The sequence below is a fragment of the Nocardia asiatica NBRC 100129 genome (assembly GCF_000308415.1).
In the GTDB taxonomy this organism is placed as follows: domain Bacteria; phylum Actinomycetota; class Actinomycetes; order Mycobacteriales; family Mycobacteriaceae; genus Nocardia; species Nocardia asiatica.
The window spans coordinates 43,007-58,058 of sequence record NZ_BAFS01000085.1 but is presented as its reverse complement, the minus strand read 5'-3'; the positions used below and the strand labels follow the sequence as shown (position 1 = coordinate 58,058).

Genomic DNA, 15,052 nt, shown 5'->3' with positions numbered 1-15,052 from the left:
AATCGGCGCACCACCCGCGCCGCGTCGACACCCGGCGCCACGCGCGCCGAGCGGGCGATCCCGGTGAGCACGCCACCGGGATACACGCCGGTGACCCGCACACTGCCGCCCGCCGCCCGCATGTCCTGGCGCAGCGAGTCGGTGAAGCCGCGCACGGCGAACTTCGCCGCGTTGTACGGCGCGTGGCGCGCCACCGCCACCAACCCGAAGGCCGAGGACATGTTGACCACGTGTGCCCGCTCGGCGGCCAGCAGATGCGGCAGGAACGCCTTGGTCGCGTTGACCACGCCCCAGAAGTCGACGGCCATCACGTGCTCGAAGTCGCTGAACGGCGACTCCAGCACGCTGCCGACATGCAGTATGCCCGCGTTGTTGAACAGCGCCTCGACGCGCCCGAACCGCGCGACGGTCCGCTGCGCGAACTCGAACACAGCCGGGCGGTCGGTGACGTCCACGGTGCTCACCACCGGCTCGCTGCCCGCGGCGGCGCACAACGCGCCCGTCTCGGCGACGGCTTCCGCCGACTTGTCCGACAGCGCCAGCCAGGCCCCCGCACCGGCCAGCGTCACGGCCAATTCCCGGCCGATACCCGAGCCCGCACCGGTGACCGCCACCACGCGATTCGCGAAATACCCCACAGCCCAACCCCTTTCCGCACCGGCCGATGGTGCGGCCGGACGCCATCCACAGGCTAGTCAGTCGAATCTGGACGCGCGACCTATTGTCGGTGGACGGCACGGTTGGGCGATGCCCGGTCACGCTGCGCCGACCCAATGAAATAATGGATGTCCCGTCCGCACCCGTCGCGACGCCGCGCCTACCGGCCACGGCCCGGCCACCGCGCCGAAACCACTGGAGATCCGATGCCTACCGTCTCGCCCATACTGCAGCGCATTCTGGAGAAGCCGGTCGCCGACGGGGAAAAGCTGCTGGAAAGCGCGCTCTCGGCATTCCTCGACTTCGGCATCAAGCGAACCAGCATGGGCGAGATCGCCCGCCGCGCCGGCATCAGCCCGGCCACGCTGTACCGGCGCTACGAATCGAAGAACGACCTCGTCGAGGCGGTCAGCGTGCGGGAGGCGCAGCGCTTCGTCGCCGCCATCGACAAGCAAGTGCACGCCGTCTCGGGCACCGACGACCAACTGGTCGAGATCTTCGTCGCGTTCATCAGCGCGATCGCGGGCAACGAATTGCTGCGCAGGCTGCTGCGGACCGAGCCCGACCTGATCCTGCCCCGGCTGACCACCGAAGCCGGACCGATACTCGCCGTCGGCCGCGACTACCTGGCCGAGAAACTGCGCGGGTTACCGGATACCGGTGGCACGCACGATTTCGACGCCGATCTGGTCGCCGAGATCATGGCCCGTCTCGCGCTCTCGCTCGCCCTCACCCCCGACGGCCTCATCCCGGTCAGCGATCAAGGAGCCGCGCGCGAGTTCGCCCGCCGCACCCTGCTGCCGATGGTCGGGGTCCAGTTCAGCGCCTGACCGGACGCCGAACGCGGCGGCCACCCGCTCGTCCAGTTCGGCCTGGGCGGCCTGGTCCGGCGCTCGCCCGTGGGCGAACTCGCGCACCAGGTCGACGACCTCCGCCGACCGGGCGGCCGCCGGATCGGGCACCGGCAGCCGCGACACGTACTGGGTGATCCAGCGCCGCCTGCCCGAGTACAACCGGTTGCCGCACACCGCGTCGTAGAACCGCAGCCCGACTGCCGAATTGGCCACGCCCATCAGCAGATACGCCAAGCGCGTCGCCTCCGCGGGCGCCGCCGCCAAGTCGGGCAGCGAGATCCAGTAGCAGTCGCCGTTGACCACCGCGCCCGTTCTGTCCAGCGCGAAACGCGGACGGTCGCTGATGTCCGGGAAGACCAGTTTCGGCTCGCGCCACAAGTGCGGGCGCTGCGGAACCCAGATCTCGTACCAGGGGCGCCCGCTCGCTACGACGTAGCGGCGCCCGGCCAGCGTCTCCCGATGCGACAGCAGATACGCCGCGGCCCGGGGGAACTCGGCCAGATCTATCGGCGTCCGGCGCGAACGGGCCAGGTCGTAGGGGTAGAGCACCCGAACGTCGCGGGCGCGAACGGCCCGCCACGGCGCGAGGTCGTGGTGGGTGATCAGATCGAGCAGCAATTCCGGTTCCGGGCACGGGTCGGCGTCGGCCCAGCGGTCGGAGATGAACACGTGGTCGGCGGTGGTCTTGATGCCGACCCGGATGCGGGCCAGGTCGCCGAAACTGCGCCAGGTCGCCGCCGCTACCTGGGTCAACCAGGCGTCGACCGAGTCGTGCGACATCCGCCAAGCGACATCCGGTTCCCGCGTCGCGGGGCGGTGATCGCTTGCTTCCGTCTGCCCGTCGCGTGCCGCCGCGCGACCGGATGAACCCCCGCTGCCGTGCCCCGCCGCGTGATCGTCGCGCGGCGCCGTCACCAACTCGCCGACCTCGACCGCGAAGGTCCGGCCGTTGAACTCGACAAACGAGCCGTTCGTATCGGCAAGAGCCTCGAAAAGGGTTTTCCCGTTCGGCGTCTCATCGCTGACCTGGTAGGCGGAAACGTACCGGCAGCCGTCGCGGTGACTCGCGCGCCGAGCGATGGTGATCGCGGGCAAGACCGCGGCGGTGAAGAGTTTGGTGTCCCCCAGGTCGTACAGCTCCACCGGCGACAGGTCGGTCAGCAGCAGTCGCCGGATGTTCGCGCCCGCCTTGGTGGTCAGGAATCGGTTCGCGCACAACAGCCCCAGCACGCCCCCCTCGGCCAGCAATCGAGGCAGCGTCGCGACGAACGGATGGGTCAGGTCGATCCGCCCGCGCAGACCGAAGCGCTTGCTCAGCAACTGCGCGGTCGATCCGCCCAGCTGCTGGGTGCGCACATACGGCGGGTTCGTGATCACGGCGTCGAAGGAACCGTCCGCGAGCCGGGACGCGACGGCGAGGAAGTCGGCCTTGCGCCAGTGCGCGGCGATCCCTTGCGCACCGGCGCGTTCGCGGGCGACCGCGAGCGCGCCGGCGTCCAGATCGTAGCCGGTCAGCACCAGCCGGACACCCGGGAACCGAGCCGCGACCTCGTGATGCGTCGCGAGCAGCAGCTCGCCGTCGCCGCAGGCCGGATCGAGCACGCGCAGCACTCCGGCGTCCGAGGGCTCGACGTGGCGTAGCAGCCGCTGGGCGAGGAAGCGGGCCAGCGCCGGGGGCGTGTAATGCCTGCCGTGCCGTTTGCGGTCCCGCGCGGCGGGTGCTTCGGACGCCATATCGGGATTCTGCCTCGTCCCGCCACCCCGATAGCGGCAACGCGGACAACCGGATCGCCAGGCTGCGCGCGTCGCGCTCGACGCGCCCGCCCTCGGCGAGCCTACGACCGTCGGCTTTCGCGCCCGAGGCTTCGATGCTAGCGTTCAGTCTCGAAATAAGACTGCCAAAGGAGGCGGGGGAATGACAGTGACGACCGATGACTTCACGGCGCTGACGCGGGTGCTCGACGAGCGATGGACCTGCAGGCAGTTCCACTCGCGGCCGGTGCGGCGTGACACCATCCGCGCCCTGCTGCGGCTGGCCCAGCGCACGCCGTCGTGGTGCAACACCCAGCCGTGGCAGGTCGTGGTGACGGAGGGTGCGGGCACCGATCGCTTCCGGAAGGAACTGATCGAACACATCGCGACCGCCACACCCGCACCGGATTTCGAATTCCCCGCGCAATACACCGGGGTGTACCGGGACCGCAGGCGCGAATGCGGGAAGCAGCTGTACGACAGCGTCGGCATCACCAAAGGCGACCACGAGAAGACCATGCGGCAGGCCGTGCGGAACTTCGAACTCTTCGACGCGCCCCACGTGGCGATCGTGACCAGCGAAGCGGATCTGGGGGTCTACGGGGCCATCGACTGCGGCCTCTACATCGGCAGTTTCCTTTTGGGCGCGCAGAGCCTCGGCCTCGGCGCGGCGCCGCAGGCCGCGTTGGCGTCCTACTCCCCGTTCATCCGGGACTACTTCGGCATTCCCGAGAACCGCAAGGTGGTCTGCGGCGTCTCGTTCGGCTATCCGGATACCGAGCACCCGGTCAACGGGTTCCGCACCGCTCGCGCCGAACCCGACGAGGTCGCCACCTGGTTCGCCGAGTGACGTCCGCACCAGCCGTCGCGAACACCTCCGAGCAGTAGCGCCTGCTCAGAGGCGGCTGGGCAACCCACGAAGCAGCACCCGAAGCGGCGGCCGGGCACGCCTACCCGGCGTTCACCTCACCAGGGCAGCACACCGTATTCGTCACCCGCGGGAGCACCCCAGCGGTACCCCCTCAGCTGCCCGCTCGGCCCGTCCGCGGGCAGGGGTCGCGAGGTGCACGGCCACCTCCGCACCCTGCTCAGCGGTGCGGAAACCGGTGTTGCCGTTGAGATCCGTCGCGCAGTAACCGGGCTTCGCGGCATTCACTTTGATCGGCGTGTCCCTCAATTTCTTGGCATACATCGCGGTCACCAAGGTGAGGGCGGTCTTCGAGGACGGGTACGCGATCGAAGCCATCGGCCACATGGGCCCGCCGGGATCCATCATCAGCGCCAGTGAGCCGACCTCGCTCGACACGTTGACGATTCGACCGGCCTCGGCGCGGCGCAGCAACGGCAGCATCGCATTCGTCACGGCGACGACGCCGAACACGTTCGTTTCGTACACCTCTCGCAACGTGGTCAGGGCGGTGGACGAGGGCTTTCCGTCCCCGTCGCGTCGTCCCGCGATGCCCGCGTTGTTCACCAGGACGTCGAGCTCGCCGAACTCCTCATCGATCCACGCCGCCGCGCGGCCGACCGAATCGGTGTCGGTGACGTCCAGTTGGACGAAGCGTGCGTCCGCCCCCTCGGCGGTCAGCTTGTCGGCGGCAGCGGCGCCGCGGGCGGTGTTCCTCGCGCCGACCAGCACGGTGGCGCCCCGGGCGGCGAGTTGTCGAGCGGTTTCGTATCCGATGCCTTTTGGCGACTCAGCGCGTGATACCAGCGGAATCCGCGGCGGTGGCGTCGAGCAGACCCGGGCCCGGCTCGGGGGTGACGTCGCGGGCGGCGAGTTCCGCTCCGCAGAGGTCGCATTCGAGGCGTACGTGCGCCTCGCCCGCGCAGTCGCGGTGACCGTAGCGCACCGGCGGCCCCTCCGGCGCCATGTAGGCATCGCCCCAATCCCGGATGGCCAGCAGGATCGGGTAGATGTCGTGCCCTTTGGGGGTGAGGCGGTATTCCTCGTGCGCACCCACGGCAGCCTTCTGTTTGACGAGGATGCCGTTGTCGATCAGCCGGTCCAGGCGATCCTGCAATCTGCTGCGGGAGATGCCCAATGTGCTCTGGAAAGCGTTGAACCGCCGGATGCCGGAGAAGCAGGACTTGAGGATCAGCAGAGTCCAGCGATCACCGAAGATCACGAGGGGGCGCGTGATCGAGCACGGCACGTCGGCCAGTTCTTCGTAGCGCACCTCCCGATGCTACCGACCACTCCCCTGCTCTCGCCCCGTGAAACCTCACGATCCCGGCTGCCTCGGACAAGGAGACCAACTGAATCGGCTTCGCACTCCACCGGTGCGGAGCGCCGATGACGTCGGTGTCGCGAAGTCCGGCAGCACCGTCGCCGGCGCCGGACTCCGGTCCCCACGCGCGAAGCCCGGAAACGCGAAGCGGGCCCCGGCAGTGCCGGGGCCCGCTTCGGTGCGTAGGTCAGAGCGGGATGTTCTTGTGGTGGCTGGCGCGGGCCGGGGCCGCGGCCAGCGCCGCGGCGATGGTGCTGCGGGTCTTCGCCGGGTCGATGACCTGGTCGACGACGCCGATCGCGATGGCGCGGTCCACGCCGCCCGCGATGCGCTCGTGTTCGGCGGTGAGCCGCTCGTGCAGCGCCTCGCGCTCCTCCTCCGGCGCGGCCGCGAGGGCCTTCTTGTGCAGGATGCCGACCGCGGCCTTGGCGCCCATCACGGCCACCTCCGAACCGGGCCACGCGTAGACCGCCGTCGCACCGAGCGAGCGGGCGTTCATCGCGATGTAGGCGCCGCCGTAGATCTTGCGGGTGACCAGCGTGACCCGCGGAACGCGCGCCTCGGCGAACGCGTGCAGCAGCTTCGCGCCACGCCGCACGACGCCTTCCCATTCCTGGCCGACGCCGGGCAGGTAGCCGGGCACGTCGGTGACCACGATCAACGGAATGCCGAACGCGTCGCAGAGCCGCACGAAACGCGCCGCCTTCTCCGCGCTCTCGGAGTTCAGGCAGCCACCGAGCCGGATCGGGTTGTTCGCCAGCACGCCGACGGTGCGGCCGCCGAGGCGACCCAGACCGGTGACGATGCTGCGGGCGTACAGCCCCTGCAGCTCCTCGAACGACGACTCGCCGTCCACGTTGTCGAGCAGTTCGTGGATGATCGGCTTCACGTCGTAGGCGCGCTTGGCCGATTCCGGCAGCATGGCCTTCAGGTCCACGTCGCCGTGCTCGGCGGCGACCAGGTCGAACTCGCCCTGTTCGGCGAACATCGACACCAGTCGGCGCGCGCGGTGCAGCGCGTCGGCCTCGTCGTTGGCGACGATGTGGGTGACGCCGGACTTCTTGCCGTGCGTCTCCGGCCCGCCGAGGGTGGCCATGTCCACCTGCTCGCCGGTCACGCTGCGCACCACGTCCGGACCGGTCACGAAGACGCGGCCTTCCGGAGCCATGATCACGATGTCGGTCAGCGCCGGGCCGTAGGCAGCGCCACCGGCGGCGAAGCCGAGCACCACGGAGATCTGCGGCACCAGGCCGGACGCACGGACCATGGCCTCGAAGACCTGGCCGACCGCGTGCAGCGCCTCGACGCCCTCGGCCAGCCGAGCGCCGCCGGAGTGCCACAGGCCGACCACGGGAACGCCGGAGTCGATAGCGGTGTCGATGGCGTCGACGATGTGCTTGCAGCCCTCCACGCCCATCGCGCCGCCCATGACGGTGGCATCGGAGCAGTAGGCCACGGTGCGGACGCCGTCCACCTCGCCGATGGCGGCGAGCACGCCGGACTTGTCACGCGGATGTAGCGGAAGAATCGTGCCGGGATCGAAGAAGCGCTGGAGCCGACCGAGCGGATCGCGCGGGTCGGTCGAGGTCTCTTGGTGCAACGCGGGAGCGATGATCGTCATCGCGTGGTCTCCTCACTCACTGAGTGTTGCCGCTGCTGCGGCTGCGTATGTCGAACCACGGCGGGGTCGAGCCAGTTCAGGTGGCCGACCCCGCCGGGACCGTTGTGCAGTCGATCGCGCGGCTATGCCCGACCGAAGGCGAGCGCCACATTGTGCCCACCGAATCCGAAGGAGTTGTTGATCGCGTATTCGATCTCCTGGCGGCGGGCTTCGCCCTTCACCACATCGAGGTCGATCTGCGGGTCCTGGTTCTCCAGGTTCAGCGTCGGCGGCACGATGCCGTCGCGAATGCTGAGCACGGTCAGCACCGACTCCAGGGCGCCGACGGCGCCGATCGAGTGGCCGAGTGCCGACTTCGGCGCGTACACCGAGGCATGGCTGCCCACGGCCTTGTTGATCGCGTTCGCCTCGGCGGTGTCGCCGATCGGCGTCGCGGTCGCGTGCGCGTTGATGTGCGTGATGTCCTTCTTGGTCAGACCCGCGGACTGCATCGCCCTGGTCATCGCCCGCGCGGCGCCGTCACCCGTCGGATCGGGGGCGACGAGGTGGAAGCCGTCGGAGGTGATGCCCGCGCCGAGCAGTCGCGCGTGAATGGTCGCGCCACGGGCCTTGGCGTGCTCTTCGGTCTCGATGACCATCAGCGCGCCCGCCTCGCCGAAGACGAAGCCGTCGCGATCCTTGTCGAAGGGACGCGAGGCGCCCTTCGGGTCGTCGTTGCGGGTGCTCATGGCGCGCATCATGGTGAACGCCGCGATCGGCACCGCGTCGATGAAGCCTTCGACGCCACCGGTGACGACGATGTCGGCGTCACCCATGACGATCATGCGCCAGGCATTGGCGATGGCCTCGGAGCCGGACGAGCATGCCGAGACCGGAGTGACCACTCCTGCCCTGGCCTTCAATTCGAGACCGACAACGGCCGAAGGGCCGTTCGGCATGACCATCTGCACAGCCAACGGCGAGATCTTGCGATATCCGCCGTTCTTCAGCTTGTCCACGGAATCGATGAGGGCGTCGCCGCCTCCCAATCCGGTGCCGATGGCCACACCCAGCCGTTCCGGGTCGACTTCCGGGCTGCCCGCGTTCCGCCACACCTCGCGACCGAGCACGGTCGCGAGCTGCTCGACGTAGGCCATGCGCCGGCATTCGACACGGGACAACAGAGTGTCGGGCCGGACCTTCAGGTGACCGCCGATGCGGACCGGAAGGTCGTATTCCTCGACGAAGGAATCCTCGAGAACGTCGATGCCGCTCTCGCCGTTGAGGAGTCCCTTCCACGTCGCATCGACGTCACCCGCGATCGACGTGGTCGCCGCAAGGCTGGTTACGACGACGTTGGGGAAATTCCCGTTCAAGGTGGAAGGAGTGGTCACTGTTTCGGCCCTACTCGGCGTCGAACTTGGCCTTGAGCTCGGCCGCCGCGTCCGCGTTCTCGGCCTCGAGCTTCTGGATGTAGGCGACGGCGTCGCCGACCGTCTTCAGGCTGGCCAGATCCTCGTCCGGGATCTTGACGCCGTACTTGTCCTCGGTCTGAACCGCGATCTCGACCATGGACAGCGAGTCGATGTCCAGGTCATCGACGAAGGACTTCTCGATCGTCACCTCGGAGGGCTCGATGCCGGTCACCTCTTCGATGATCTTGCCGAGTTCCTCGACGATTTGTTCCTGGGTCAGAGCGGCCACTTCGTGGCTCCCTTCTTGATACTTTGTAGGGCTCTACTGGTTTTTTTCGGATCGAGCGCGGAAATGGTTACCGCCTCTCGGTCACGACCTCGCATCCGAATGCGTGGCCGCGGAGGAAAGCTAGCCGGATACGGTCAGCTCAGCCAACGCGGGGAGGTCTTGCGGGGTCTTCAGGGCCAGCGTGGGCGTGCCCTTCAGCTCCCGCTTCGCGATACCGACGAGGGTGCCCGCCGGCGGCAGTTCCGCCACTGCCGAAACGCCGGCTTGCCGGACGGTTTCGGTGCACAGATCCCAGCGAACGGGCCGGGTGACCTGCGCGGCGAGCTTGTCGATCGCGTCCTGTCCGGACGTGACCGGCTTGCCGTCGAAGTTCGAGAGCAGGGTCCTGGTCGGCTCGTTCGGCGTGATCTTCGTTATGGCATCGGTCACAGCATCCTGCGCCGGGGCCATGAACGCCGTATGGAAGGCGCCCGCGACGGGCAGCGCGCGAACCCGGGCCTTCTCCGGAGGGTTCGCGGCGAGCTCGGCGAGAGCGTCCAACCGACCCGCGGCCACGATCTGGCCCACCGCGTTGCGGTTGGCCGGCACGAGGTCGAGTTCGGTGAGCCGTTCCAGCACGGCGGCCTCATCGCCGCCGAGCACCGCGGACATACCGGTCGGCTCCAGTGCGCACGCCTTGGCCATCTCCGCTCCGCGGATGGCGGCCAGCCGGACCGCGTCGTCGGCGGAGATCACTCCGGCGACCGCGGCGGCGGCGAGTTCACCGACCGAGTGCCCGGCGACGATGGTAGCGGCCGGAAGCGCTTCCTGCGAGACCTCCGCGAACGCGAGCAGCGCGGCGGCGACCACCAGCGGCTGGGTGACAGCGGTGTCGGTGATCTCTTCGGCCGTCGCGGTGGTACCGAGACGGACCAGGTCGAGGCCGGAAGCCTTCGACCACAGCGTGAGACGCTCAGCCGCGCCGGGAAGGTCGAGCCAGGGCGCGAGCATGCCGGGTGTCTGGGACCCCTGTCCAGGGGCGAACAACGCGATCACGCCTCTAAGAAAACACTGTGAGGCGGGCCGTACGAGATGTCGACGCGGATGAAGGTTGGGAAGCGCTTTTGTGGGGGTTCCACAAAAGTCCACGTGGGCTGTCCGAATCGACCGATTCGACCGATGCGTTACAGCCCCTCGTGACCGAGCGCGACCCGAGCGTCTTCTGGGGCTGGAGTTGACGATTCGTTACGGGTTCGTGTCAAACGACCTACTGTGGCGGCAATCCGGAGCACATACGCATCCCGGGGATTCATCGGATCACGGCCCGTGATCTCGGCGATCCGCTTGAGCCGATACCGAACCGTATTTGGATGGACGTACAGCTGACGCGCACACGTCTCGACAGCTCCACCACAATCCAGGTATGCGTCGAGGGTGTCCGCCAGCGACGACCCCGCCGCGGCCAACGGTAGGACAAGGTACTCGTTCAACGCGTCGATCGCAGCTCGATCACCCAACAAAGCGCGTTCCGGCAGCAATTCCGCCGCGTGCACCGGCCGCGGCGCCCCGCGCCAGCCCACCACGGCCTCCATTCCGGCCAGCGCTTCCACCGCGCTGGCGTGGGCCGCGCCCAAGGTCCGCGTGGTCGGGCCGATCACCACCGGACCGTCCGAGAACACTTCGCCGAGCAGGTCGGCCAGGAACGGGGACACGTACGAGGACTCGCCCAGATGCCCGGAGACGACCATCACCAGCCTGGTCCCCTGCACCACCGCCAGGGCGGCGCGACCGTGCCGCGCGGCGATGGAATGCACCGCCCCCACCGACGAGACGCCCTGCTCACCGGGCGGGGTGCCCACCAGCACCGTGGCGGGCGCGGTGGCGTCCCAGTTCAGCGTCGCCGCCCGCGACAACATGTCCGGGCCGGTGTCGCCGCGCACCACGGCGTCGACGACGAGCGCCTCCAGCCGGGTGTCCCACGCGCCGCGCGACTCCGCGGCGCTGGCGTACACCGAGGCGGCGGCGAACCCGAGCTCACGCCCGTAACGCAGCACCGCCTCGGTGAGGGCGACCAGCTGCCGGTCGTTGCGCGCGAGCGCGGGCAGCCACTGCTCGAAGAACTCCATGGCCACGCGGACCATGTCGACGGTCTGACGCAGCGTCAGTCGTCGCGCCAGGTCCTGCGGGATCACCTGGAAGGCATCCAGGCTGAACCGGATGTCGCTGTCGGGGTCCTGCAGCCATTCCAGGAAGTTCACCACCGCGGTCTGCACCAGCATCTGCACGCCCGCCCGCTGCGCGGCGTCCAGGTCGGCGAAGAACGGCAACCGATCCTGCATCGACCCCACCGCCTCGGTGGAGAGGCGGCCGGAGAACTGCTTCACCCGTTTGAGCAGTGTGTCCGGAAGGGGGTCGCGAGTTTGCCGGTTCGGGGAGAGCGCGCCCGTCGGCAGATACACCTCGTGCTCGGAAGAGCCCTCGGAGATCCGTCGCGGCCGCGGCGGTTTACGTTCCACCATCCAATATTCCGCTACGCGAGTTCTTCTTCGGCGCTTGCCGCGGGCTTCGGCGCGGCGTCGACGTCATCGATCCGGTACTTCGCCGCGGCCTCGACCGCCTTGGCGGGATCGATCCCGCCCGTCCGGCCCAGACCGGCCAGCGCGGCGACCACAATGGACTGCGCGTCGACGTTGAACACCCGTCGCGCGGCCGGGCGGGTGTCGGAGAAGCCGAAACCGTCCGTGCCGAGCGTGGTGAAATCGCCGGGAACCCACTTGCGCACCTGGTCGGGCACCGCGCGCATCCAGTCGGTCGCCGCGACGTACGGGCCGTCGGCCCGCGACAGCGCCTCGGTGACGTACGGGAGGCCGGGATCGGCGCCCGGGTTGCGCAGCGCGGCGATCTCCTTGTCGAGCGCCTCCTTGCGCAGTTCGCCCCACGAGGTCACCGACCACACGTCCGCCTGCACACCCCACTCCTGCGCGAGCATCGCCTGGGCGCGCAGGCCGTCCGGCACGGTGACGCCGGAGACCAGGATCTGGGCGCGCACCGCGCCCTCACCCCCGCGCTTGTACAGGTAGATGCCCTTGAGCAGGCCCTCGACGTCGAGCCCTTCCGGCTCCGCCGGCTGCGGGTACGGCTCGTTGTAGAGGGTGATGTAGTAGAAGACGTCCTCGCCGCCGAACTCACCCGCGCTGCCGTGCGGATGGGTCCCCGGCAGCGGCGCCGAACCCTGCGGCGCAGTGCCGCCGCCGTACATCCGGCGCAGGCCGTCCCGCACGATGTGGGCGATCTCGAACGCGAACGCCGGGTCGTAGGTCACCACGGCCGGGTTGGTCGAGGCGAGCAGCAGCGAGTGCCCGTCGTTGTGCTGGAGGCCCTCACCGGTCAGGGTGGTGCGACCGGCGGTCGCTCCGAGCACGAACCCGCGAGCGAGCTGGTCGGCCGCTGCCCAGAGTCCGTCGCCGGTGCGCTGGAAGCCGAACATCGAGTAGAAGATGTACAGCGGGATCATCGGCTCGCCGTGCGTGGCGTACGAGGTGCCCGCCGCGGTGAACGACGCCGTCGAGCCCGCCTCGTTGATGCCCTCGTGCAGGATCTGCCCGACGGCGCTCTCTTTGTAGGCAAGCATCAACTCGGCGTCGACCGATGTGTACAACTGGCCGTTGCGGTTGTAGATCTTCAACGAAGGGAACCACGAGTCCATACCGAAGGTCCTGGCCTCGTCGGGGATGATCGGGACGATCCGCTTGCCGATCTCCTTGTCCCGCAGCAGCTCCTTCATCAGCCGTACCAGGGCCATCGTGGTCGCGACGTTCTGCTTGCCGGAGCCCTTGCGCACCGAGCGGTAGGCCTCGTCGCCGGGCAGCTTCAGCGGCTTGGCCGCGGCGCGCCGCTCCGGCAGGAACCCGCCCAGCGCCTTGCGCCGGTCGAGCATGTACTGCACCTCGCGGGCCTCCATACCCGGGTGGTAGTACGGCGGCAGGTACGGATCCTTCTCCAGCTCGGCGTCGCTGATCGGGATGCGCTGCAGGTCGCGGAAGTCCTTGAGGTCCTGCAAGGTCAGTTTCTTCATCTGGTGGGTGGCGTTGCGGCCCTCGAAGTGCTTGCCGAGGGTGTAGCCCTTGATGGTCTTGGCCAGGATCACCGTCGGCTGGCCCTTGTGCGCCATCGCGGCCGCGTAGGCGGCGTACACCTTGCGGTAGTCGTGGCCGCCGCGCTTGAGGTTCCAGATCTCCTGGTCGGACAGGTCCTGCACCAGCGCCTTGGTGCGCGGGTCGCGGCCGAAGAAGTGGTCGCGCACGTACGCGCCGTCGTTGGCCTTGTAGGTCTGGTAGTCGCCGTCGGGGGTGCTGTTCATCAAGTTCACCAGCGCCCCGTCGCGGTCGGCGCCCAGCAGCGCGTCCCACTCGCGGCCCCAGATCACCTTGATGACGTTCCAGCCCGCGCCGCGGAAGAACGACTCGAGCTCCTGGATGATCTTGCCGTTGCCGCGCACCGGGCCGTCCAGGCGCTGCAGGTTGCAGTTGACCACGAAGGTCAGGTTGTCCAGGCCTTCCATCGCCGCCACGTGCGCGAGACCGCGCGACTCCGGCTCGTCCATCTCGCCGTCGCCGAGGAACGCCCACACGTGCTGGTCGGAGGTGTCCTTGATGCCGCGGTCGTGCAGGTAGTGGTTGAACCGCGCCTGGTAGATGGCGTTCATCGGGCCCAGGCCCATGGACACCGTCGGGAACTCCCAGAAGTTGTTCAGCAACCGCGGATGCGGGTAAGACGGCAGCCCGTGGCCGGGGCCGCCGTGGCTGTACTCCTGGCGGAATCCGTCGAGCTGATCGGCCGACAGCCTGCCCTCCAGGAACGCGCGGGCGTAGATGCCCGGCGAGGCGTGACCCTGGATGAAGATCGAATCGCCGCCGCCGGAGTGGTCCTTGCCGCGGAAGAAGTGGTTGAAGCCGACTTCGTAGAGTGCCGCCGAGGACGCGTAGGTCGAGATGTGCCCGCCGACGCCGATGCCGGGCCGCTGGGCGCGATGCACCATGATCGCGGCGTTCCAGCGGATCCAGGCGCGGAAGCGCCGCTCCACCTCCTCGTCGCCGGGGAACCACGGCTCGTTCTCGGTGGGGATGGTGTTCACATAGTCGGTGGAGGTCAACGACGGGATGGCGACACGACGTTCACCGGCCCGCTCCAGCAGACGGAGCATGAGGTAACGCGCACGGCCGGGACCTTCCCGGTCGAGCATTTCATCGAACGACTCGAGCCATTCGCTGGTTTCCTCCGGGTCGATGTCCGGTAGGTAGGACGCCACCCCTTCGCGGATGACCCGCACCCGTCCGGCCGGCTGCGGCGGGTGCGACCCGTTCGGGTCGCGGCTCGCGGCGGGCGCGGGGGCGGAGCTGGAACCGGCGGATTTCGCCGGCGCGGAAGAGTGGATCAGGTCGGTCAAATCTGCTCCTCGTACAGGGGTGGACATGCTGATGGCGTCGGTATCCCCGGGCGGTTTCGCTGGTTGGCGGACCGCCCGTTTACGAAAGGTTCGGGCGCACCATCCATCCTTGCCGATGGCGCGTCCCAAAGCATCATGTCAGCCGTAAATCAAGTACCGTTCGACAGGCAAGGTGAGCATGACGAGCGAGGCAGCCCTGAGGAGCGGGAGGACGATGAAGCTGCTGAACCCACGCGGGTTCGGAATGATGTGCGCCACCGGAGCCGTCGCCATCGGATTGGCCGTCGCGGGATGCGCCAACCGGGTGGACGGCGTGGCCGGTCCGAACGCGAGCGATCTGGCGGCGTACAAGACCGAGGCGGCGTCCTCGTCGGCGGCCGCGACCTCCTCCCGGCGCGCGGCGGCCGAGGCCAAGGCCATCGCCGACAACTGCGGCCAGTTCCCCGCCACCACCGGCGCCGGCGTGAGCCGATACAACGACTTCGTCGACGCGCACGATTCGAACGCGCCCGATTACGTCGCCAAGCGCGACACGGCGGTGCAGACCCTGGAGGACGCCGCGAACAAGGTGGAAAGCGGCGTGAACTCCGCCAGGGACGCGCTGCCCGCCGACTTGGCGGCCAAGTTCACCGAGTACGTGAACGCGGCCCGCGCGCTCGCCGGCGAGACCAGGGGGATGACCTACACCGCGCCGGTCGCGGCGCTCAACGACGCCAGCAGGCGGGTCAACGACGCGCGCAACGTCGTGCGCGACTCGTGCCCGAAACGCTGAGAAAGCCCTTGACACACCATCCCAACGCGACATTCGGTAGCTATTTCGCCGGATCGG

At 68.8% G+C, this 15,052-nt stretch carries 12 protein-coding genes and 1 pseudogene; 3 read left to right on the top strand and 10 right to left on the bottom strand.

All coding sequences use genetic code 11. The annotated features are described in order from the left end of the window. The coding region (locus tag ON27_RS08760) for an SDR family oxidoreductase (RefSeq protein WP_043722230.1) at window positions 1–638 on the bottom strand (638 nt) is incomplete at its 3' end. 225 nt (window positions 639–863) lie between these two features. Between ON27_RS08760 and ON27_RS41165 the strand changes: the two genes are divergently transcribed. Further along, window positions 864–1,487: a TetR/AcrR family transcriptional regulator gene (locus tag ON27_RS41165; protein ID WP_169334494.1), complete on the top strand. Its 624-nt coding sequence runs from the start codon at window positions 864–866 to the stop codon at window positions 1,485–1,487. Between the two features lie 1,143 nt (window positions 1,488–2,630). Here the strand turns inward: ON27_RS41165 and ON27_RS44660 are convergent. Continuing rightward, window positions 2,631–3,245: pseudogene (locus ON27_RS44660) on the bottom strand (Eco57I restriction-modification methylase domain-containing protein); the annotation flags it as partial. Between the two features lie 181 nt (window positions 3,246–3,426). Here ON27_RS44660 and ON27_RS08745 point away from each other — a divergent pair. Further along, window positions 3,427–4,113 (top strand): nitroreductase, encoded by a 687-nt coding sequence (locus ON27_RS08745; RefSeq protein ID WP_043722225.1) that lies wholly within the window; start codon window positions 3,427–3,429, stop codon window positions 4,111–4,113. Window positions 4,114–4,254: 141 nt separating this feature from the next. Here the strand turns inward: ON27_RS08745 and ON27_RS08740 are convergent, their stop codons facing one another. From ON27_RS08740 to aceE, 8 genes are all read right to left on the bottom strand, one after another. Next, the gene (locus ON27_RS08740) at window positions 4,255–4,902 is read right to left on the bottom strand and encodes an SDR family NAD(P)-dependent oxidoreductase (RefSeq protein ID WP_245559870.1); all 648 of its coding nucleotides are present in this window, start codon (window positions 4,900–4,902) and stop codon (window positions 4,255–4,257) included. A 58-nt stretch (window positions 4,903–4,960) separates the two neighbouring features. Then, the gene (locus ON27_RS44300) at window positions 4,961–5,443 is read right to left on the bottom strand and encodes a winged helix-turn-helix transcriptional regulator (RefSeq protein WP_043722222.1); all 483 of its coding nucleotides are present in this window, start codon (window positions 5,441–5,443) and stop codon (window positions 4,961–4,963) included. A 238-nt stretch (window positions 5,444–5,681) separates the two neighbouring features. Next, window positions 5,682–7,115, bottom strand: coding sequence for an acyl-CoA carboxylase subunit beta (locus tag ON27_RS08730; protein WP_043722220.1), 1,434 nt, complete (start codon window positions 7,113–7,115; stop codon window positions 5,682–5,684). A gap of 122 nt (window positions 7,116–7,237) precedes the next feature. Beyond that, the gene (locus ON27_RS08725) at window positions 7,238–8,488 is read right to left on the bottom strand and encodes a KasA/KasB family beta-ketoacyl-ACP synthase (protein ID WP_043722215.1); all 1,251 of its coding nucleotides are present in this window, start codon (window positions 8,486–8,488) and stop codon (window positions 7,238–7,240) included. Between the two features lie 10 nt (window positions 8,489–8,498). Continuing rightward, a complete protein-coding gene (acpM, locus tag ON27_RS08720; RefSeq protein ID WP_014982996.1) occupies window positions 8,499–8,798 on the bottom strand; it encodes a meromycolate extension acyl carrier protein AcpM in 300 nt (99 codons plus the stop codon). A gap of 120 nt (window positions 8,799–8,918) precedes the next feature. Beyond that, window positions 8,919–9,833 (bottom strand): ACP S-malonyltransferase, encoded by a 915-nt coding sequence (locus ON27_RS08715; RefSeq protein WP_043722214.1) that lies wholly within the window; start codon window positions 9,831–9,833, stop codon window positions 8,919–8,921. Window positions 9,834–9,961: 128 nt separating this feature from the next. After that, window positions 9,962–11,296, bottom strand: coding sequence for a PucR family transcriptional regulator (locus tag ON27_RS08710; RefSeq protein ID WP_051046362.1), 1,335 nt, complete (start codon window positions 11,294–11,296; stop codon window positions 9,962–9,964). An 11-nt stretch (window positions 11,297–11,307) separates the two neighbouring features. Then, on the bottom strand, window positions 11,308–14,223 hold the full coding sequence (aceE, locus tag ON27_RS08705) for a pyruvate dehydrogenase (acetyl-transferring), homodimeric type (RefSeq protein ID WP_043722211.1): 2,916 nt from the start codon (window positions 14,221–14,223) through the stop codon (window positions 11,308–11,310). 214 nt (window positions 14,224–14,437) lie between these two features. Between aceE and ON27_RS08700 the strand changes: the two genes are divergently transcribed. Continuing rightward, on the top strand, window positions 14,438–14,995 hold the full coding sequence (locus tag ON27_RS08700) for an Rv2240c family protein (RefSeq protein WP_043722209.1): 558 nt from the start codon (window positions 14,438–14,440) through the stop codon (window positions 14,993–14,995). Window positions 14,996–15,052 lie beyond the last annotated feature (57 nt).